Annotated in this window: 20 protein-coding genes and 1 tRNA gene; 10 read left to right on the top strand and 11 right to left on the bottom strand. The window is 65.3% G+C overall.

The genetic code is table 11. The features are described 5' to 3' along the window. The first annotated feature begins 65 nt into the window (after window positions 1–65). Window positions 66–443, top strand: a complete 378-nt coding sequence (gene cpdR, locus H8M03_RS00265) for a cell cycle two-component system response regulator CpdR (protein ID WP_187479802.1) — start codon at window positions 66–68, stop codon at window positions 441–443. An 89-nt stretch (window positions 444–532) separates the two neighbouring features. Here the strand turns inward: cpdR and H8M03_RS00260 are convergent, their stop codons facing one another. Next, window positions 533–1,249 carry a PaaI family thioesterase gene (locus tag H8M03_RS00260; RefSeq protein ID WP_187479801.1) on the bottom strand — a complete coding sequence of 239 codons (717 nt, stop codon included), beginning with the start codon at window positions 1,247–1,249 and terminating at the stop codon, window positions 533–535. 99 nt (window positions 1,250–1,348) lie between these two features. Between H8M03_RS00260 and H8M03_RS00255 the strand changes: the two genes are divergently transcribed. The 6 genes from H8M03_RS00255 to yghU all read left to right on the top strand — a co-directional run bounded on the left by H8M03_RS00255 (window position 1,349) and on the right by yghU (window position 5,252). Beyond that, a tRNA-Val gene (locus H8M03_RS00255) sits at window positions 1,349–1,423 on the top strand. Between the two features lie 80 nt (window positions 1,424–1,503). Continuing rightward, a complete protein-coding gene (gene msrB / locus H8M03_RS00250) occupies window positions 1,504–1,989 on the top strand; it encodes a peptide-methionine (R)-S-oxide reductase MsrB (protein ID WP_187479800.1) in 486 nt (161 codons plus the stop codon). Window positions 1,990–1,991: 2 nt separating this feature from the next. Beyond that, window positions 1,992–2,372, top strand: coding sequence for a fluoride efflux transporter CrcB (crcB, locus tag H8M03_RS00245; protein WP_187479799.1), 381 nt, complete (start codon window positions 1,992–1,994; stop codon window positions 2,370–2,372). 81 nt (window positions 2,373–2,453) lie between these two features. After that, entirely contained in the window at window positions 2,454–2,876 is a 423-nt protein-coding gene (locus H8M03_RS00240; protein WP_187479798.1) for a hypothetical protein, read from the top strand. Window positions 2,877–2,957: 81 nt separating this feature from the next. Further along, window positions 2,958–4,304, top strand: coding sequence for a DEAD/DEAH box helicase (locus H8M03_RS00235; RefSeq protein WP_187479797.1), 1,347 nt, complete (start codon window positions 2,958–2,960; stop codon window positions 4,302–4,304). A gap of 78 nt (window positions 4,305–4,382) precedes the next feature. After that, the gene (gene yghU, locus H8M03_RS00230) at window positions 4,383–5,252 is read left to right on the top strand and encodes a glutathione-dependent disulfide-bond oxidoreductase (RefSeq protein ID WP_187479796.1); all 870 of its coding nucleotides are present in this window, start codon (window positions 4,383–4,385) and stop codon (window positions 5,250–5,252) included. A gap of 15 nt (window positions 5,253–5,267) precedes the next feature. On the opposite strand, the gene tgt is transcribed toward yghU, so the two are convergent. The 10 genes from tgt to H8M03_RS00180 form a co-directional block, all read right to left on the bottom strand. Further along, entirely contained in the window at window positions 5,268–6,389 is a 1,122-nt protein-coding gene (gene tgt / locus H8M03_RS00225; RefSeq protein ID WP_187479795.1) for a tRNA guanosine(34) transglycosylase Tgt, read from the bottom strand. A gap of 47 nt (window positions 6,390–6,436) precedes the next feature. Continuing rightward, on the bottom strand, window positions 6,437–7,309 hold the full coding sequence (locus H8M03_RS00220; protein ID WP_187479794.1) for a hypothetical protein: 873 nt from the start codon (window positions 7,307–7,309) through the stop codon (window positions 6,437–6,439). Next, window positions 7,306–8,613 (bottom strand): glycosyltransferase family 2 protein, encoded by a 1,308-nt coding sequence (locus H8M03_RS00215; RefSeq protein ID WP_222931883.1) that lies wholly within the window; start codon window positions 8,611–8,613, stop codon window positions 7,306–7,308. The genes H8M03_RS00220 and H8M03_RS00215 overlap by 4 nt, the downstream gene beginning before the upstream one ends. 327 nt (window positions 8,614–8,940) lie before the next feature. After that, window positions 8,941–10,008 (bottom strand): tRNA preQ1(34) S-adenosylmethionine ribosyltransferase-isomerase QueA, encoded by a 1,068-nt coding sequence (queA, locus tag H8M03_RS00210; RefSeq protein WP_187479792.1) that lies wholly within the window; start codon window positions 10,006–10,008, stop codon window positions 8,941–8,943. Next, a complete protein-coding gene (locus H8M03_RS00205; RefSeq protein WP_187479791.1) occupies window positions 10,009–10,587 on the bottom strand; it encodes a peptidylprolyl isomerase in 579 nt (192 codons plus the stop codon). A 23-nt stretch (window positions 10,588–10,610) separates the two neighbouring features. Further along, window positions 10,611–11,099 (bottom strand): pantetheine-phosphate adenylyltransferase, encoded by a 489-nt coding sequence (gene coaD, locus H8M03_RS00200; RefSeq protein WP_187479790.1) that lies wholly within the window; start codon window positions 11,097–11,099, stop codon window positions 10,611–10,613. Beyond that, window positions 11,099–12,013, bottom strand: a complete 915-nt coding sequence (locus H8M03_RS00195; RefSeq protein WP_187479789.1) for a polyprenyl synthetase family protein — start codon at window positions 12,011–12,013, stop codon at window positions 11,099–11,101. Before H8M03_RS00195 ends, coaD begins: the two co-directional genes overlap by 1 nt. Next, the gene (locus tag H8M03_RS00190) at window positions 12,003–12,263 is read right to left on the bottom strand and encodes an exodeoxyribonuclease VII small subunit (RefSeq protein WP_187479788.1); all 261 of its coding nucleotides are present in this window, start codon (window positions 12,261–12,263) and stop codon (window positions 12,003–12,005) included. The genes H8M03_RS00195 and H8M03_RS00190 overlap by 11 nt, the downstream gene beginning before the upstream one ends. A gap of 35 nt (window positions 12,264–12,298) precedes the next feature. Continuing rightward, complete coding sequence (locus tag H8M03_RS00185) at window positions 12,299–12,982, bottom strand: DUF1013 domain-containing protein (RefSeq protein ID WP_187479787.1); 684 nt, start codon at window positions 12,980–12,982, stop codon at window positions 12,299–12,301. A 113-nt stretch (window positions 12,983–13,095) separates the two neighbouring features. Next, a complete protein-coding gene (locus H8M03_RS00180; RefSeq protein WP_187479786.1) occupies window positions 13,096–14,076 on the bottom strand; it encodes an NAD(P)H-quinone oxidoreductase in 981 nt (326 codons plus the stop codon). Window positions 14,077–14,148: 72 nt separating this feature from the next. Here H8M03_RS00180 and H8M03_RS00175 point away from each other — a divergent pair, with 72 nt between their 5' ends. From H8M03_RS00175 to clpA, 3 genes are all read left to right on the top strand, one after another. Continuing rightward, window positions 14,149–14,349, top strand: a complete 201-nt coding sequence (locus tag H8M03_RS00175; RefSeq protein ID WP_187479785.1) for a DUF1192 domain-containing protein — start codon at window positions 14,149–14,151, stop codon at window positions 14,347–14,349. A gap of 83 nt (window positions 14,350–14,432) precedes the next feature. Beyond that, on the top strand, window positions 14,433–14,858 hold the full coding sequence (locus tag H8M03_RS00170) for a hypothetical protein (RefSeq protein WP_187479784.1): 426 nt from the start codon (window positions 14,433–14,435) through the stop codon (window positions 14,856–14,858). 164 nt (window positions 14,859–15,022) lie between these two features. Next, the gene (gene clpA, locus H8M03_RS00165) at window positions 15,023–17,356 is read left to right on the top strand and encodes an ATP-dependent Clp protease ATP-binding subunit ClpA (RefSeq protein ID WP_187479783.1); all 2,334 of its coding nucleotides are present in this window, start codon (window positions 15,023–15,025) and stop codon (window positions 17,354–17,356) included. Window positions 17,357–17,669: the final 313 nt, after the last annotated feature.

Genomic DNA, 17,669 nt, shown 5'->3' with positions numbered 1-17,669 from the left:
GGTGCAACGCCGGCCCGCTTCATTCGGTTGTGGCAAAAGTAACTATTTCAGCGCAATATGGGGCCATGCCGCGAATCCTGTTAGCCGAAGACGACACGTCGATGCGCGAATATCTGCAGCGCGCGCTGCAGCGTGTCGGCTATGAGGTCGAGGCCGTGGGTTGCGGGACCGAGGCGATGCCGCTGCTGAACGCCGGCCGGTACGACCTGCTGCTGACCGACATCGTGATGCCGGAAATGGACGGGATCGAACTGGCGCAAAAGGCGTCGGCGATCGACCCCGACATCCGCGTGATGTTCATCACCGGCTTCGCCGCCGTCGCGCTGCAAAGCGGCCGGGCGGCACCGGAAGCCAAGATGCTGTCCAAGCCGTTCCACCTCAAGGACCTCGTTGCCGAGGTGGATCGCATCTTTCAGACCGAAGACCAGCACGGCCGCCTTTAAGCGGACGTGCTCGGACGCCTCTAAGCGGACGTGCTCGGCCGCCTCTAAGCGGACGTGTTCGGCCGCTTCCAGGCGTCGCACGCGCGGCTTCAGGCCGCCTTTTCCACGTCCTCGACGGTAATCCACACGGCGGTCGCGGCGGCGACCAGTTCGCCGTCCGCACTGTGCAGCGCGCTGCCGACGCGATGCTTGCGGCCCGTGCTGTCGATCGGCCACCCGGTGACGATCAGTTCCTCGCCGACGTGCACTGGCCGCTTGATCGTCGCCGACATCTTGCCGAGCAACGCGCGCCCGGCCTTGTCCTCGGCCGCGAAATAACCGGGGCAATCGAGCGCTGCCCACACGAATTCCGGCCGCACCGTGCCGTCTTCGTCGGCCAGCGTGTCGTCCGGCGTCCAGGTCGCGGCGACCTGCGAGGCCTCGTCGCCGACGGTGCCGGGGAAAATCCGCATGCCGTCGCTGCTGTCCCGTTCCGGTCCGCACACGAAGCAGCCGGGGAAGTTGTGATAGGAATGGCCGACGTAGCGCGGTTCCGCGTCCTTGGCGCCCTGCAGCGACGGTGGCGGCGGCACGGCGACCTCCACCGGTTCGCTGGCCGCGGTGACGATCACCTTGTCCCCTTCGACCAGGGTCGCCAGCGCATCTTCCGTCGTCAGCGTCAGGTCGTGATCGAGCGGGGGCGGCGCTTGCAGCGTGACGGTCGCGTTCGTCCCGCCCAGCGCGGCCGCGACCAGCCCGGCGACATAGCCGCCGTTGCCGGACGTCGGCGGGCCGCGGAAGCGCCGTTGGATGCGGATTGTGGACATGGCCGCGACTGTCTCACCGAACGGGGGTGGGCGCAATCTCACTATTGCTTGAACAAGGGTTGCAGCTTGGGTTCGCGCCTTCTACATCGCGCGCCGAGTGGGCGTGTAGCTCAGTGGTAGAGCACTGTGTTGACATCGCAGGGGTCGCAAGTTCAATCCTTGCCACGCCCACCATTTTTCCCCCATCTCGAACAGGCCGGGCGCGTGGCGTCCGGGTGCCGGCGCGTGTACAGCGGCCGATGGAAGGATTGCACATGGACCAGGCCGACACCGCCACCTTTGATCTCGAGCCGCCGACGCCCGAGCAGCTCGAGGACTTGAGCGCCGACCTCGACGGCGACGAAAAGCGCGTGCTGCTGCAGCACGGCACCGAAGCGCCCTTCTGCGGCGTGTTCCTCGATGAAAAGCGCGACGGGGTCTACACCTGCCGGCTGTGCGGCCTGCCCTTGTTCGTCGGCGGCACCAAGTTCGAAAGCGGCACGGGCTGGCCAAGCTTCACCCAGCCGTTCGTGGAAGAGCATCTGCAGTACATTCGCGACACCAGCTATGGCATGGTCCGAACGGAAATCGTCTGCGCCCGTTGCGGCGGTCATCAGGGTCACGTGTTCGATGACGGCCCGCCGCCAACCGGGCAGCGCTACTGCATCAACTCCGTCAGCCTCGCCTTTACGCCGGTCGGCGAAGCCTTGCCCGACAAGCTTGGCCGCGGGGCGCCCGAGGGCGAGGTGCTCGAAGGCTGAGCGTGGGTTTCCTGATCGTTTTCCTTGGGGCGGGGATCGGCGGCGCACTGCGCCACGGCACCAACCTGCTGGGCGTCAGGCTGTTCGGCGAGCTGCCCATCGCAACGCTGGCCGTCAACGCGATCGGATCGCTGGCGATGGGCGTCCTTGCCGGATTGTTCGCGGCGCGGACGGGCATGGACCAGCAGCTGCGCCTGTTCCTGACCACCGGCGTGCTGGGCGGCTTCACCACCTTTTCGGCTTTCAGCCTGGACACCGCCTTGCTGGTCGAACGGCACGAATTCGGCCTCGCCGCGGCCTATGTCCTGGCCTCGGTCCTGCTGAGCCTCGCCGCTGTATTTGTCGGCCTGGCCCTCGTCCGCGCCGCGGCCCCGGTTGGTTAAGCGGCCGATCCCGCCCGGCGGCGGGGTTCATTCGCTGTTCAACGCCCGGCTGCAAGGGCTGGCCGCGGACGGTTTCACAGATTGACCTTTGATCTTTTCCTCAGCCTGCTGCCGATGCTGCTCGGCATGACCGGTAGCGCTGCGCCCGGCGAAACGGGCGTGCGCACGCTGGTCGTGCAGGAACAATTGATCCTGCGCGTACCCGTCCGGCCGCAGCCGCGCCGGTTCGAATGGGAAGAGAAAAAGGGGCCGAAGTGCATTTCCGCGCATGAAATACGCGGCGCGTTTCTGTCCGACAGCGAGCATGTCGACCTGCTGCTTAGCGGCAAGCGGCTGATGCGCGCCGAGCTTCGCGACGATTGCCCGTCGCTCGATTTCTACACCGGCTTCTATCTCAATTCGGATGACGAACGGATCTGCGCCAAGCGCGATGTCGTCCGTTCCCGCGTTGGCGCCAGCTGCCGCATCCAGCGTTTCCGCAACCTTGTGCCCAAGGTCCGCTAACTTGAATAAGCGACCGTAAAGTATCATAGCCGTGCGGTCGCGGCGCATATCCCGCGTCGATCTCTAACTTCCGAGCCCTGAATGACTTTTGCCGACCTCGGCCTTTCCGACCAATTGCTGCGCGCTGTCGACGACAGCGGCTATACCGACCCGACTCCGATCCAGCGCGGGGCGATCCCGGCTGTTTTGATGGGCAAGGACCTGATCGGCATCGCCCAGACCGGCACCGGCAAAACCGCCGGCTTCGTCCTGCCGATGATCGACATTCTCGCACAAGGCCGCAGCCGGGCGCGCATGCCGCGTTCGCTGATCCTGGAGCCGACGCGCGAACTTGCCGCGCAGGTGGCGGAGAATTTTGAGAAGTACGGCAAGTATAACAAGCTTTCGATGGCGCTGCTGATCGGCGGCGTGCAGATGGGCGACCAGATCAAGGCGCTGGAAAAGGGCGTCGACGTGCTGATCGCGACCCCGGGCCGGCTGCTCGACCTGTTCCAGCGCGGCAAGATCCTGATGAACGGCTGCGACCTGCTGGTCATCGACGAGGCCGACCGGATGCTCGACATGGGTTTCATCCCGGACATCGAAGAGATCTGTTCGAAGCTCCCGACCAATCGCCAGACGTTGCTGTTCTCCGCGACGATGCCGCCGCCGATCCAGAAACTGGCGGCCAAGTTCCTGACCGATCCGAAGCGGGTCGAGGTCGCCCGCCCGGCCACCGCCAACGTCAACATCGACCAGCGGCTGGTGCTGGTGAAGGCCAGCGACAAGCGCGAAACGCTGCGCAAGATCATTCGCGACGAGGACGTCAAGAACGCGATCATCTTCTGCAACCGCAAGACGACGGTGCGCGAGCTGACCACCAGCCTTAAGCGCGCGCGCCTTTCCGCCGGCCAGATTCATGGCGACATGGACCAGTCCAGCCGGATCGCCGAGCTCGACCGGTTCAAGCAGAACGAGATCAACATCCTCGTCGCGTCCGACGTTGCCGCCCGCGGGCTGGACGTCAAAGGCGTCAGTCACGTGTTCAACTATGACGTGCCGTGGCAGCCGGACGATTACGTCCACCGCATCGGCCGCACCGGCCGCGCGGGTGCCAAGGGCGTCGCCATCACGCTGGCGACCAAGGACGATGCCGAGGCGATCGCCGCGATCGAAAAACTGGTCGGGACGAAGATCGCCAAGCTCGGCGCCGGCTCATCTGCGGACGAGCAACCGGCGAAGGCCGAGGACAAGCCCGAGCGCATCGAGAAATCGGACAAGGCGCCCAAGGCAAAGGCCGAGCCCAAGCCGCGGTCGGAGCCTAAGGCGAAAGCCGAGCCGAAGGCCAAGGCCGAGCCGAAGCCCAGGGCGGAGTCCAAGCCGCTGATCGCGGCGGACGGCGAATGGAACGGCCCGCTGCCCGACTTCCTCAACGTCAGCGCCACCTAGGCTCGGTAACATCGCTGATACTGGAAAGGCCTTCGCGCCCTTCCTAGGTCCCTGACCTGAACGAGAAAGGGATCGAGAATGAGCGACTATGTCCTTCCCGAGGTGTGGACCTGGGACCAGGCGAGCGGCGGCCAGTTCGCCAATATCAACCGGCCGATCGCGGGCGCGACGCATGAGAAGGAGCTGCCGGTCGGCAAGCACCTGTTCCAGCTTTATTCGCTCGGCACACCCAACGGGCAGAAGGTTTCGATCCTGTTCGAGGAGTTGCTGGAAAAGGGCCATGCGGACGCGGAGTACGACGCCTGGCCGATCCGCATCGGCGACGGGGACCAGTTTTCCAGCGGCTTTGTCGCGGTCAATCCGAACAGCAAGATTCCCGCCCTGCTCGACCGCAGCGGACCCGAGCCGATCCGTATCTTCGAATCCGGCGCGATCCTGATCCACCTGGCCGAAAAGTTCGGCGAGTTCCTGCCCAAGTCCGGGCCCGAGCGCGCCGAAACCCTGTCATGGCTGATGTGGCAGATGGGCAGCGCGCCCTTCCTCGGCGGCGGCTTCGGCCACTTCTTCGCCTACGCGCCGGAAAAGCTCGAATATCCGATCAACCGCTATGCGATGGAAGCCAAGCGGCAGCTCGACGTCCTCAACCGCCAGCTGGCCGATCACGAGTTCATCGCGGGCGCCGATTATTCGATCGCCGATATCGCGATCTGGCCGTGGTACGGACAGATGGCGCTGGGCAAGAGCTACGCGGGGTCGGACGTCTTCCTGGCGACCCACGAGTACCGGAACCTGATCCGCTGGGCCGAGCAGGTCGCCGAGCGCCCCGGCGTCGAGCGTGGCCGCAAGGTCAACAAGATGACCGGCGACCCATCGGAGCAGCTGCACGAGCGCCACGACGCCAGCGATTTCGAAAGCCGGACGCAAGACAAGCTGGCACCGGCCGAATAAGGCTCGGCGAGTTGGTCAGGCGTTAGCCTTCGCCGGGGAGCGGTAGCGCTCGAGAAACCCATCGGCGAAGCCTTGCAGGTCGTGAGCGACGATGGCGTCGCGCATGGCCTGCATCAGCCGCTGGTAAAACGCCAGATTGTGCTCGGTCATCAGCATCGCGCCGAGAATTTCGCCCGAGCGGACGAGGTGATGGACGTACGCGCGGCTGAACCCCGCGCAGCCCGTGCAGGGACAACCCGCTTCGATCGGCGACGAGTCCTCCGCGAAGCGCGCGTTGCGGATGTTGATCGGCCCGTCGGGGGTGAAGGCCTGCCCGGTTCGGCCGGAGCGAGTCGGCAGCACGCAATCGAACATGTCGACCCCGCGCAGGACCGCTTCGACCAGGTCGTCGGGCTTGCCGACACCCATCAGGTAGCGCGGGCTGTCCGCGGGCAGCATCGGAACGGCGAAGTCGAGTACTCGGCACATCGCCTCCTGCCCTTCCCCGACGGCCAGACCGCCAATTGCGTAGCCGTCGAAGCCGATCGACCGCAGCGCCTGTGCCGATCGGCCGCGCAATTCCTCGTCCAGTCCGCCCTGCTGGATGCCGAACAGCGCGCCCGCGCCTGAAAAGGCCGCCTTCGACCGGTCCGCCCAGCGCATCGAGCGCTCCATCGCCTCCGTCTGCTTCTCGCGGCTCGCATCCGCCGGCAGGAGCTGGTCGAACGCCATGACGATGTCGGAGCCGAGCAGGCCCTGCACTTCCATCGATCGTTCGGGCGACAGCATGTGGCGCGACCCGTCGAGGTGGCTGGCGAAGGCGACCCCCTCCTCGGTGACCTTGGTCAGGTCCGACAGGCTCATCACCTGATAGCCGCCGCTGTCGGTCAGGATCGGCCGGTCCCAGCCCATGAAGGCATGGAGCCCGCCTAGGCGGGCGATGCGCTCGGCGCCCGGGCGAAGCATCAGATGGTAGGTGTTGCCGAGAATGATGTCGGCGCCGGTGGCGCGTACGTCCGCGGGCTTCATCGCCTTGACCGTCGCAGCCGTTCCGACCGGCATGAAGGCGGGCGTGCGGATCTCGCCGCGCGCCATGGCGATGGTGCCGGTGCGCGCGGCGCCGTCCGTCGCGGCGATGGTGAAGGTCAGCGGGGGCATTGGCGCTGCCGCCTAGGCGGCTTTGCCGCGCCGGGCAAATGGCCGGCCTAGAATGCCCGCGTCAGGCCTAGGTTGAACTGGAAATAGCCGTAAGTGTTGCCGGTCGCGACGGGTGTGCTGGTGTAGAGCGCGTTGCCGGTCAGTGCCCAGCCGCGCTTGTCCGCCGGGCTGGTCACGCGGGCGTTGAAGTAACGCGCGCTGCGCCAGTCGCTGTCGGCATTGCGTTGCGCGCCATAACCGGCGGCGCCGAGCAACTGCCAGCCGCTGACGAAGCGGCGGACCTGCAGCACCGGCAGCACTTCGGCGTACCAGCGGGGCGAGAAATAATCATACTCGCCCGGGTCGCTGCTGTGGAAATAGCGGGCGCGCAGCTGGGCGCTCAGCCCCCAGTCGGGCTTGAGCACATGGACGTAGGTCGCGCGCAGGTGCGTGCGGACGTTGTCGCCGGTGAAGGCCTGCACGCCGCCGAAGAGAGTGAGGATGTTCCGGTCGTCGGCGGGCAGGTCGATCGCTGCGCCCGCAAAGGTGTAATAGATGCCTCGGGAGAGGCCCTGCGGGGTTTCGATGATGTCGCGTTCGACGAAGAACTCCTTGCGGAACCGCGCTTCGTCATGGATCGCCGCCGATCCCAGCACGGTGTGGCCGTCGGTGCCGACGGTCGCGTTCCATTTCCAGTCGCCGAGGCTGTCGGCCGCGCGGACATAGGCCCGCTCCATCGTCTTGCCGTCCTGGCCAAGCGGGCGGAACCGGGCGCGTTCGACGCGTACGCCCAGATATTTTTCCGCGCTTTCGTGGCGCAGATCGAAATTGATGCCGGTCTTGAACACTTCGGTGTCCTCGGCGTCGCTCGAATAGAAAACGTCGGCACCGATGGCGGGCGACGCCGCCGCGAGAGCCAGAGCGAGGATGGTCGTGCTCACTTAGTCCCCCAGGTTTTGCGCAGGCTCAGAATTTCACTCACGTAACCCCACACGCAAATCGGCTGCATCATCAGGGTATAAAAGAACAGGTAGACGACGAAGCCCAGCGGATTGTGGCGCACCTTGAGCCCCTGCTTTTTGAACATCTTGCTCTGGATCCGGTAGATGATGATGTTCCACACCGCCGCCAGCGGTAGCACCGCCAGTGTCATCGGGCCGGCGATCCAGTAGATGCCGAAGAACACCGCCGCGATGACGCCCGGGAAGAACAGGAAGGTGTAGGCGAGGTCGAGCGGGATGAAGAGCAGGTTCCACCAGATAAACATCATCGACAACCGCGGCTTGAACAGCAGCACTTCATACTGGTTGAGCGCCTCGATCATGCCCCGCGACCAGCGGTGGCGCTGCTTGGCGAACTGCTTGTAGGTCGCCGGTGCGTCAGTCCATGCAATCGCGTCCTCGGCATAGCCGATGCGGTGGTCGCGGTTGAGCAGCGCCCAGCTCAGCACGATGTCCTCGCCGACGCATTCCGGCCAGCCGCCGACATCGATCAGCGCCTGCTTGCGGTATATGGAAAAGGCGCCCTGCGCGACGAGCGTGCCGTGATACATGCTCTGCATGCGCTTCACCGCGGCGATGCCGTGGAAATAATCCCATTCCTGCACCCCGGTCATGATGCTTTCGCGCGAATTGCGGACCAGGATCGCGCCGGCGACTGCGGCGGTGCCCTCGGGGTCGGACAGGATGCGTTCGACGATGTCCGTCAACGCGTCGGGGTTAAGGCGCGAATCCCCGTCGATGGTGACGATGAGATCGTGGCTGGCGTGTTCAAGGCCAAGGTTGAGGACCGCGGCCTTGCCCTGGTTGACGGGATAGTCGATCAGCCGGAACTGGCGGTTCGACGGCAGAGCCAAAGCCGCGATCGCCTGCTGCGCGAGCGCGACCGTGCGATCGGTCGAGCCGTCGTTAAGGATCAGCACCTCGAGCGGCCCGGCGTAATCCTCCTCCGCGATCGTGGCGATGGTCGTCGCGATCGCCCGCTCCTCCTGGTAAGCGGCGATCAGGACCGTGACGCCGGGATAGACGGCGGGTGCATAGCGGCGTGGCCGGCGATCCAGCAGCAGGCTGGCCACCAGAAAGGCGTTCATCGCGCCGGGCACGTAAGCAATGAAAGTAATGGCCACGAGCGCGAATAGCGGGTGCGTTGCCTCGCTAAGTCCCTGCATCCAGGGACGTGACAGGATGATGCTGAACAGCAACCATGCGAGCGCAATCGCGCAAGCGAGCGCGAACTTGATGGGCACGGTAAGATGAAAACGCCTGCGTCCGGAGGACGCAGGCTGCATTACGGTCGACACGGCAAATCCTCGGTTCCACAACCAGATCGGCAAGGATATATTAAATTCAGTCTGTTTAATGAAAATATAACAGGAGCCGCTTTGGTTCCATATGGTCTTTCGGGCCGCGGGCAATTTTTCCGCCGCGCCGCCGGCATCCGCGCCGAAGGTTCGCCTGCGGGCGGTTCGGACGGTTGCAGTGCATAGCACCGGACGCTGGCGTGCGCCTTGATGCAGGTTAGCGATTGCATGAGGGTCCCCGGCTTGCAGTGAACCCAACTTTACCTATCGCGGTTACGCCCGTGTGACTCGCCGGTCCGTTACGGATGATGTTCGCGCCGGTAGCAACAGGCTGGAATCGCCGTAGCTGTAGAAGCGATACCCTTCGGCGATGGCATGGGCATAGGCCCGGCGCATCACGTCGAGTCCCATCAGTGCGCTGACCAGCATGAACAGGGTCGACCGGGGCAGGTGAAAGTTGGTCATCAACCCGTCGACCGCCCTGAAGCGCGCGCCGGGCGTGAGGAAGATCGCCGTGTCGCCTTCGAACGAGCGGATGGTGCCGTCATCGCCGGCGGCGCTTTCGACCAGCCGCAGCGACGTCGTGCCGACCGCGATGAGCCGCCCGCCTGCCGATCGAGCGGCATTCAGACGGTCCGCCGTCGCCGGGTCGATGCGTCCCCATTCGCTGTGCATCGCATGATCGTCGGTGTCGTCCGCCTTGACCGGAAGGAAGGTCCCCGCGCCGACATGCAGGGTGACAGTTTCCCGCTTGATCCCGCGCGCAGCGAGCGCCTCGACCAGGCGCGGGGTGAAGTGCAGCGCCGCGGTGGGCGCGGCGACCGCCCCCTCCTCCCGCGCGAACAAGGTCTGGTAATCCTCCGCGTCTGCGGCATCGATCGGACGCTTCGAGGCGATGTAGGGCGGCAAGGGCATCTGCCCGGCCCGTTCGATCAACAGCTCGGCGGGCTCTTCCCCGTCGAAGCTGATGCGCACGCTGCCGTCGTCGCCGCGTTCGCCGGCGGTTGCGCTGACCCCCGCGCTGAAGTCGATCCGGTCGCCGGGCCGCAGCCGCCGGGCATTGCGCACGAACGCCCACCAGCTGCGCGGTCCGTCGCGCTTGTGCAGGGTAACGCCGACCCGGGCGTCGCCGCGCCGGCCCTCCAGCTGTGCGGGAATGACCTTGGTGTCGTTGAACAGCAGCACGTCTCCCGGCTGCAGCAGGGCCGGCAGGTCGAGCACATGGCGGTCGGCGAGATGGTCGCCATCGACCAGCAGCAGGCGCGCGGAATCACGCGGCCGCGCCGGGCGTAATGCAATGCGGTCGGACGGAAGGTCGAAGTCGAAAAGGTCGACGCGCATTTACGGCGTCGGGGCGGCGCCAAGGCTTGCGTGGACGATCTTGGTCGGTTCGGCCGGCGGCTCGCCCTTGGCGATGGAATCGACCACGTCCATGCCCGCAATCACTCGGCCGAACACCGTATATTCGCCGTTCATCGAGTTGTTGGGCACGTACATGATGTAGAACTGGCTGTTGCCGCTATTGGGATTGTCGGCGGTGCGCGCCGCCCCGACCGTGCCGCGGAGATGCGGCAGCGTGTTGAATTCGGCGGTCAGGTCGGGAAGCTTCGACCCTCCCTGCCCGGTCCCGGTCGGATCGCCGCCCTGAGCCATGAAGCCGGCGATCACACGGTGGAAGGTAATGCCGTCGTAAAAGCCCTGGCTGACCAGTTGCTGCACCCGCTGCACGTGATTGGGCGCGGCGTCGGGGCGCAGCTGGATGACGACCGTGCCGCCGTTGGACAGGTTCAGCGTCAACTTGTTGGCCGGGTCCGCGGCGATGGCCGCCGGCGGGTTGATCGGCAGCGCGGCCGGGGCCGTGACCGGCGCCTGAGCGGCGGTCAGCGCAAAGGCGGCAAAGGCGAGCGCGAGCATTTTCATGGCAGTCGAAGTCCCTCGGGTTCCTATCGGCCCAGCTGGCGGGCGACGTCGGCCGCGACCTGCGGCGTTACGAATTTGTCGATCTTGCCGCCATAGCGCGCGATCTCCTTAACCAGCCGTGACGCGATCGGCTGGAGCGAGACGGCAGCCATCAGGAAGACCGTTTCGATCTTGCTGTTGAGCTGCTGGTTCATGCCCGCCATCTGGAATTCATATTCGAAGTCGCCGGCCGCGCGCAGGCCGCGAATGATGATCGACGCATTCTCGCGCTCGGCGAAGTCCATCAGCAGGGAATCGAAGTCGACCACGCTGATGTCGCCCGCGATCCCGGCGGTTTCGCGGCGGACCATGTCCAGCCGCTGTTCAAGCGAGAATAACGGCGACTTGGACGGGTTGGTGGTGACGCCGATGACCAGCCGGTCGACCAAATGCGTGGCGCGCCGGATGATGTCGAGGTGGCCCAGCGTGACCGGGTCGAAGGTACCGGGATAGACGCCGATCCGCTGTTCCATCACCGGTCCCGTTCTACGGCAAAGCGGGCGATGGCGCGGAGCAGGTCCGCTTCCTCGCCATGGTCGGCAAGATGATCGACCGCCTGATCGACCAAGACGCGCGCCTGCTGCCGGGCGCGGTCTTCGCCGAGCAGCGAGACGAAGGTCGCCTTGCCGGCCTCCGCATCCTTGCCGATGCGCTTGCCGGCGGCGGCTTCGTCGCCGCTATGGTCGATAAGGTCGTCGGCAATCTGGAACGCCAGTCCGACGTTGCGGGCATAGCCGCGATAAGGCGTGCGCGCTTCCCGCCCGAGGCTGGTGAGGATGCAGGCGGCCTCCACCGCATATTCTATCAACGCACCGGTCTTCAGCTGCTGCAGCCGGGTGATGGCGGCGATGTCCAGCGCCTCGCCCTCGGCCAGAAGGTCCATCATTTGGCCCCCGGCCATGCCGTTGGGGCCCGCCGCGCGCGACAGTTCCAGCACCAGGTCGCTGCGCACCAGCGGGTCGGGATCGGTCGCTTCATGGGCAAGGATTTCGAACGCCAAAGCGTGCAGGCTGTCGCCGGCAAGGATGGCCGTGGCCTCGTCATAGGCCTTGTGCAGGGTCGGCCGGCCGCGGCGCAAATCGTCATCGTCCATCGCTGGCAGGTCGTCGTGGATCAGTGAATAGACGTGGATCGCCTCGATCGCCGCGGCGACGCGCAGCGCTCGCTCCTCATCGATTCCGAACAAACGCGACGCGGCAACGGTCAGCAGCGGGCGAAGCCGCTTGCCACCGCCGATCGCGGCATGGCGCATGGCGTCGTAAAGCTGGCCGCGGCCGTCGTCCGGCGACGGCAGCAGGCGCGCGAAGAAATCGTCGATGCGGGCCGACACGCGGCCGGCTTCGGCCTGCAGATCGACCCGTGGGCTATCGACGAGTTCAACCGGCATTGAGCGGCGTGACCCCTTGCGGATTGCCGTCGCTGCCGAACGCGATCTGCTCGATCCGCGCCTGCGCCGCCTTCAGCCGCGCCTCGCAATGACGCTTGAGCCGGTCACCTTCCTGATAGAGTTCGATCGACTGGTCGAGCGGCGCTTCGCCGCGTTCGAGCGTGCGGACGATATCCTCCAACCGCTTCAGCGCGTCCTCGAAACTGAGGTCGGTCGAGACCGGGTCGGCGGCAGGCTGCGGGTTGTCCATCACGATTGCGAAAATGCACCCTCAGGCAATGGGAATCAACGCTTGAACGGGTCGCGAATGCCGGGGACGATCTCGTCGTTGCCAAGCGTTTCGCTAGCTTCCTCGGCGGCCAGCGCGGCTTCGGCGTCGCGGGCATGCTGCTCGCGCTCGGCCCGCAGTTCCTCGATCAGCGCTTGACGGTCCTCCTCGAAATGCTCGTCGACCGGCGCGGCGGCGCCGGCGGCCTTCTGCGCCTTGGCCACCGCGGCGTCGAGCTCGCGCTGGCTGGTCAGGCCAAGCGTAACCGGGTCTTTCGCGGTGATGTTCGCCATGTTCCAGTGGCTGCGATCGCGGATGGCGCCGATGGTCGTGCGCGTGGTGCCGATCAGCTTGCCGATCTGGCCGTCGGTTAGTTCCGGATGATTCTTGACCAGCCAGGCGATGCCGTCGGGCTTGTCCTGCCGCTTCGACAACGGCGTGTAGCGCGGCCCCTTGGTGCGGCGGACCTGGTCCGGCTCCTTCTGGATCTGCAGCGCGTAATCGGGATCGTTCTGCCCCTTCTCGATTTCCTCGTGGGTTAGCTCGCCCGAACGGATCGGGTCGCGGCCGGTCAGCTTGGTCGCCGCCGTATCGTCGGCGATCGCTTGCACCTCGAGCAGGTGGAGGCCGCAGAATTGCGCGATCTGTTCGAAGCTGAGCGAGGTGTTCTCGACCAGCCAGGAAGCGGTCGCGTGGGGCATCAGGGGCTGGGCCAAGGCGAATCTCCAGGAATTAAAAACGAATAGGGCCGCCCCTTGCGGAGCGGCCGGTCGCCGGATGATTTACGCGTGCCCGGCCGGATCGGCAAGGGCGGCTATTCGCCGACCGTAAGCACGATCTTCCCGACATGGTCACCCGCTTCCATCCGCGCATGCGCCGCCGCGGCGTCGTCCAGCGCAAAGGTCGTGTCGATCACCGGCTTCAACCGGCCGCCTTCGGCGTAGGGCCAGACGGTCCGGGCGATCTCGTCGGCCAGCATCGTCTTGAATTCCACCGAACGCGGGCGGAGCGTGGAGCCGGTCAGGGTCAGCCGCCGGCGCATCACATCGGGGATGGTCACTTCCGCCTTTGCCCCGCGTTGGAAAGCGATCGACACGTGGCGCCCGTCGTCGGCCAGGCAGGCAAGATTGCGCGAGAGATAGTCGCCGCCGACCATGTCGAGCACCACTTCGACCCCCCTGCCGCCCGTCAGCGCCTTCACCGCCTCAACGAAATCCTGCGACTTGTAATTGATCGCGGCGTCTGCCCCGAGCTCTTCGGCGCGGCGGCACTTCGCGTCGTTGCCGCACGTCACGATGACGCCGATGCCGAACAACTTGCACAGGGCAATCGCCATCGTCCCGATGCCACTGGTGCCGCCATGGACCAGCACCGTGTCGCCATCCGCGGCAAACCCTCGTTCGAACAGGTTCGACCAGACGGTGAAGAGCGTTTCCGGCATCGCCGCCGCCTCGGTCAGAGTCAGCACTTCGGGAACCGGCAGGCAGGTCCCGGCGGGTGCGACGCAATATTCGGCATAGCCGCCGCCCGCGACCAGAGCGCATACACGGCGGCCGATCAGGCTTTCGGCTCCCTCGCCCGCTTCGACGACCGTACCGGCAATCTCCAAGCCAAGGATGTCGGACGCGCCCGGCGGCGGCGGATAGAGCCCGCGCCGCTGGAGGATATCGGGCCGGTTGATGCCCGCCGCGGCGACCCGGACCAGCACTTCGCCCTTGCCCGGCCGCGGCACCGGCCGTTCAACCAGCGCCAGCTCCTCCGCCCCGTCGGGTTGCGGAGCGACGATTGCTTGCATGGTGGCTGGAATGGGTCTGTCCACGATGGCGGGCTTATTGACTTGGCAACCGTGCGGGTCAAATTTGGGCCAATGGACCTCGACGACCTCTTTCCCGACCGCAAGCGGGACGCGATTGACGAGCTCGCCAAGCAGGACCTCGACCCGCTGTCGATCCACGAACTGCAGGAGCGCGTCGAAGCGCTGAAAGCCGAAATCGCCCGCGTCGAAGCGCACATGAGCCGCGCGCAGACGCACAGGTCGGTGGCGGAGGATTTATTCAAGAAGAAGTAGTTTTGGCGCGCAGAGCCATCAGTCATCAAGGCTTTCGCTTTTGGCCTGTTGCGGAAGGAAGGGATCGTTCGCAAAGTGGCGGCATGGATCCTGACAAATTCTTGAGGCTTGGCGTTCGCGTCCTTGCCCAAAAGTTGGAGCCGCTCGGCTTCGCTTTTGAGATAGTGCAGCAGCCGACAAGAGGTAGTGGCGGAGTATTTGCGGAAGGCGCGTTTCGTCGAGCGGACCGGGAATTACGGCTTTGGGCGCGATACGACCAGCTTGGCAAAGTTACCTACTGGGTAAGCAATGCCGAGTTCGATCATCATGACTACATGCGGCTCCTTGGTCTTGCGAAAGTCGCAGAATATCCAGGATTTGACGATGGCGACGTTTTTGGGAGCTTCCGGCGCCTTCTCCGCGATCTTGAAAACTGTGACGAGTTCTTGACGGGAGACGCAATGTCGGTAGCGAGGAAGGTGCGGTCACTACCGCCTGAAAAGACAGGCTTCAGCGCGCTCGGCGCGTGACTCGGGAAAGCGCGTTTCCCCACCATTCACCCCTCGCACAGCCCCAACCCCCTATAAGTTGGGGATAAGCGGGGCGGTGCCCCTTGATTGTGTGCCGCCCGCCTATGACATTGGTCGCAAGAGAGCCCGGGGTTCTCCCCCCGGCGCGGTGGGAGTTATTGTACATGCCTAGTTTTGCCCGCGAACTCGAAGAGACCCTGCACAAGGCGCTCGGCGAAGCCAGCCGCCGCAGGCACGAGTATGCGACCCTTGAACATCTGCTGATCGCCCTGGTCGACGACGAACATGCGTCGAAGGTGATGACCGCCTGCGGCGTCGATCGCGACGACCTGCGATCCAGCGTCAAGAATTATCTCGACAACGAACTTGGAGCGTTGGTCGCCGACACCAGCACCGACCCGACCCCGACCAGCGGGTTCCAGCGCGTGGTCCAGCGCGCCATCCTGCACGTCCAGTCGTCAGGCCGCGACGAAGTTACCGGCGCCAACGTGCTGGTCGCCTTGTTCTCCGAGCGCGAAAGCTACGCGGTCTACTTCCTGCAGCAGCAGGACATGAGCCGCCTGGATGCCGTGACCTACATCAGCCACGGCGTCGGCAAGGGCGAAGGCACGCCCGAAGCGCGGCCGCCGGAAGGCACGGAGGAAAAGAGCGGCGAGAAAGAGGGCAAGAAGGAATCCGCCCTCAAGCAATTCACCGTCGACCTCAACGAGAAGGCCAAGTCGGGGAAGGTCGATCCGCTGATCGGCCGCATGCCGGAGGTCGACCGCACGGTGCAGATCCTATGCCGCCGGTCGAAGAACAACCCTCTCTACGTCGGCGATCCCGGCGTCGGTAAGACCGCCATTGCAGAGGGCCTCGCGCGCAAGATCGTCGAGGGCGATGTTCCCGACGTGCTGAAGCCCGCCACCATCTATTCGCTCGACATGGGGTCGCTGCTGGCCGGCACCCGTTATCGCGGCGATTTCGAAGAGCGGCTGAAGTCGGTGGTTTCGGAACTCGAAAAGCTGCCGGACGCGATCCTGTTCATCGACGAAATTCACACCGTGATCGGCGCCGGCGCCACGTCGGGTGGCGCGATGGACGCGTCCAACCTGCTGAAGCCAGCGCTGTCGTCGGGCGCGATCCGCTGCATCGGGTCGACGACCTACAAGGAATTCCGCAACCACTTCGAAAAGGACCGCGCGCTGTTGCGGCGGTTCCAGAAGATCGACGTCAACGAGCCGACGATCGAAGATACGATCAAGATCATCGCCGGCCTGCGCTCCTCGTTCGAAGAGCATCACAAGGTCCGCTACACGCCCGATGCGATCAAGAGCGCGGTCGAGCTGAGCGCGCGGTACATCCACGACCGCAAGCTGCCGGACAAGGCGATCGACGTCATCGACGAAGTCGGCGCGATGCAGATGCTGGTCCCGCCCAGCCGCCGCAAGAAGGTCATCAGCACCAAGGAAATCGAAGCCGTGGTCGCGACCATGGCGCGGATTCCGCCGAAGTCGGTTTCCACCGACGACAAGCGCGTGCTCGAGAACCTTGAGGCCGACCTGAAGCGCGTCGTCTTCGGACAGGATATCGCGATCGAGAAACTGGCGTCGGCGATCAAGCTGTCGCGCGCCGGACTGCGCGATGCCGACAAGCCGATCGGCAATTATCTGTTTTCCGGGCCGACCGGGGTGGGCAAGACCGAGGTCGCGCGCCAGCTGGCGACGATCATGGGCATCCCGCTGCAGCGGTTCGACATGTCGGAATATATGGAACGGCATTCGATCAGTCGGTTGATCGGCGCGCCTCCAGGCTATGTCGGTTACGACCAGGGCGGCCTGCTGACCGACGCGGTCGACCAGCATCCGCACAGCGTGCTTCTGCTCGACGAGATCGAAAAGGCGCACCCGGACCTGTTCAACATCTTGTTGCAGGTCATGGACAACGGCAAGCTGACCGATCATCACGGCAAGACCGTCGATTTCCGCAACACCGTCCTGATCATGACCACCAATGCCGGCGCCGCCGACATGGCGCGCGAAAGCATCGGCTTCGGCAATGCCACGCGCGAGGATGCGCAGGAGGATGCGGTCAAGAAGATGTTCACGCCGGAATTCCGCAACCGGTTGGATGCGATCGTCCCGTTCGCTTACCTGCCCCCCGCGGTCGTCAGCCGCGTCGTCGACAAGTTCATCCTGCAGCTCGAACTGCAGCTTGCCGACCGCAACGTGCACATCGAACTGGATGACGAGGCCCGGCAGTGGCTGGTCGATAAGGGCTACGACAAGCTGTACGGGGCGCGTCCGATGGGCCGCTTGGTGCAGGAAAAGATCAAGCAGCCGCTGGCCGAGGAATTGCTGTTCGGCAAGCTGGTCAACGGCGGCGAGGTCAAGGTGCGCATCAAGGACAACCAGCCGGTGTTCGAAACCACGCCGGCCGCGCCGAAGTCCAAGCCGAAGTCGAAGAAGAAAGCGACGGCGAAGAAGAAGGCCGGCGGCGACGCTCCTGCCGGCGAGTAACGTCACGCGGTCGATACTCGCCGGGACCCTTGCCGCCGCCGCGCTTGCGTTCGGCGGCGGGGTCCCGGCAGCGGCGCAATATGCTGCCGCACCGGTCACTCCGCACCAGTTTCTCGGCCCCGGCGAACGCCTGTCGGTCGACGCGGGCCCGGCCATCCGCCGGGCGCTGGCGAGCGGCCGGACAGTTCGCTTTCCGCGCGGCGATTACGTCGTCCGTCCCGACCCCGCGGCGACCCCGCATGCCGCGTTCCGCGGCTGGTCGATCCGCATCCCCAGCAATGCCCACCTGATTTTCGATTCCGGCGCGCGCATC

The organism is Sphingomonas sabuli (assembly GCF_014352855.1).
Lineage (GTDB): Bacteria > Pseudomonadota > Alphaproteobacteria > Sphingomonadales > Sphingomonadaceae > Sphingomicrobium > Sphingomicrobium sabuli.
Note: the sequence above shows the minus strand (reverse complement) of the source record. Positions and strands in the feature narration are given on the sequence as shown.

Bases quoted from the DNA above. Each gene is read 5' to 3' on its own strand.
- cpdR (WP_187479802.1), top strand. From the start codon at position 66: ATGCCGCGAATCCTGTTAGCCGAAGACGACACGTCGATGCGCGAATAT.
- H8M03_RS00260 (WP_187479801.1), bottom strand. From the start codon at position 1,249: ATGTCCACAATCCGCATCCAACGGCGCTTCCGCGGCCCGCCGACGTCC.
- msrB (WP_187479800.1), top strand. From the start codon at position 1,504: ATGGACCAGGCCGACACCGCCACCTTTGATCTCGAGCCGCCGACGCCC.
- H8M03_RS00235 (WP_187479797.1), top strand. From the start codon at position 2,958: ATGACTTTTGCCGACCTCGGCCTTTCCGACCAATTGCTGCGCGCTGTC.
- yghU (WP_187479796.1), top strand. From the start codon at position 4,383: ATGAGCGACTATGTCCTTCCCGAGGTGTGGACCTGGGACCAGGCGAGC.
- tgt (WP_187479795.1), bottom strand. From the start codon at position 6,389: ATGCCCCCGCTGACCTTCACCATCGCCGCGACGGACGGCGCCGCGCGC.
- queA (WP_187479792.1), bottom strand. From the start codon at position 10,008: ATGCGCGTCGACCTTTTCGACTTCGACCTTCCGTCCGACCGCATTGCA.
- H8M03_RS00205 (WP_187479791.1), bottom strand. From the start codon at position 10,587: ATGAAAATGCTCGCGCTCGCCTTTGCCGCCTTTGCGCTGACCGCCGCT.
- coaD (WP_187479790.1), bottom strand. From the start codon at position 11,099: ATGGAACAGCGGATCGGCGTCTATCCCGGTACCTTCGACCCGGTCACG.
- H8M03_RS00195 (WP_187479789.1), bottom strand. From the start codon at position 12,013: ATGCCGGTTGAACTCGTCGATAGCCCACGGGTCGATCTGCAGGCCGAA.
- H8M03_RS00190 (WP_187479788.1), bottom strand. From the start codon at position 12,263: ATGGACAACCCGCAGCCTGCCGCCGACCCGGTCTCGACCGACCTCAGT.
- H8M03_RS00185 (WP_187479787.1), bottom strand. From the start codon at position 12,982: ATGCCCCACGCGACCGCTTCCTGGCTGGTCGAGAACACCTCGCTCAGC.
- H8M03_RS00180 (WP_187479786.1), bottom strand. From the start codon at position 14,076: ATGCAAGCAATCGTCGCTCCGCAACCCGACGGGGCGGAGGAGCTGGCG.
- H8M03_RS00175 (WP_187479785.1), top strand. From the start codon at position 14,149: ATGGACCTCGACGACCTCTTTCCCGACCGCAAGCGGGACGCGATTGAC.
- H8M03_RS00170 (WP_187479784.1), top strand. From the start codon at position 14,433: ATGGATCCTGACAAATTCTTGAGGCTTGGCGTTCGCGTCCTTGCCCAA.
- clpA (WP_187479783.1), top strand. From the start codon at position 15,023: ATGCCTAGTTTTGCCCGCGAACTCGAAGAGACCCTGCACAAGGCGCTC.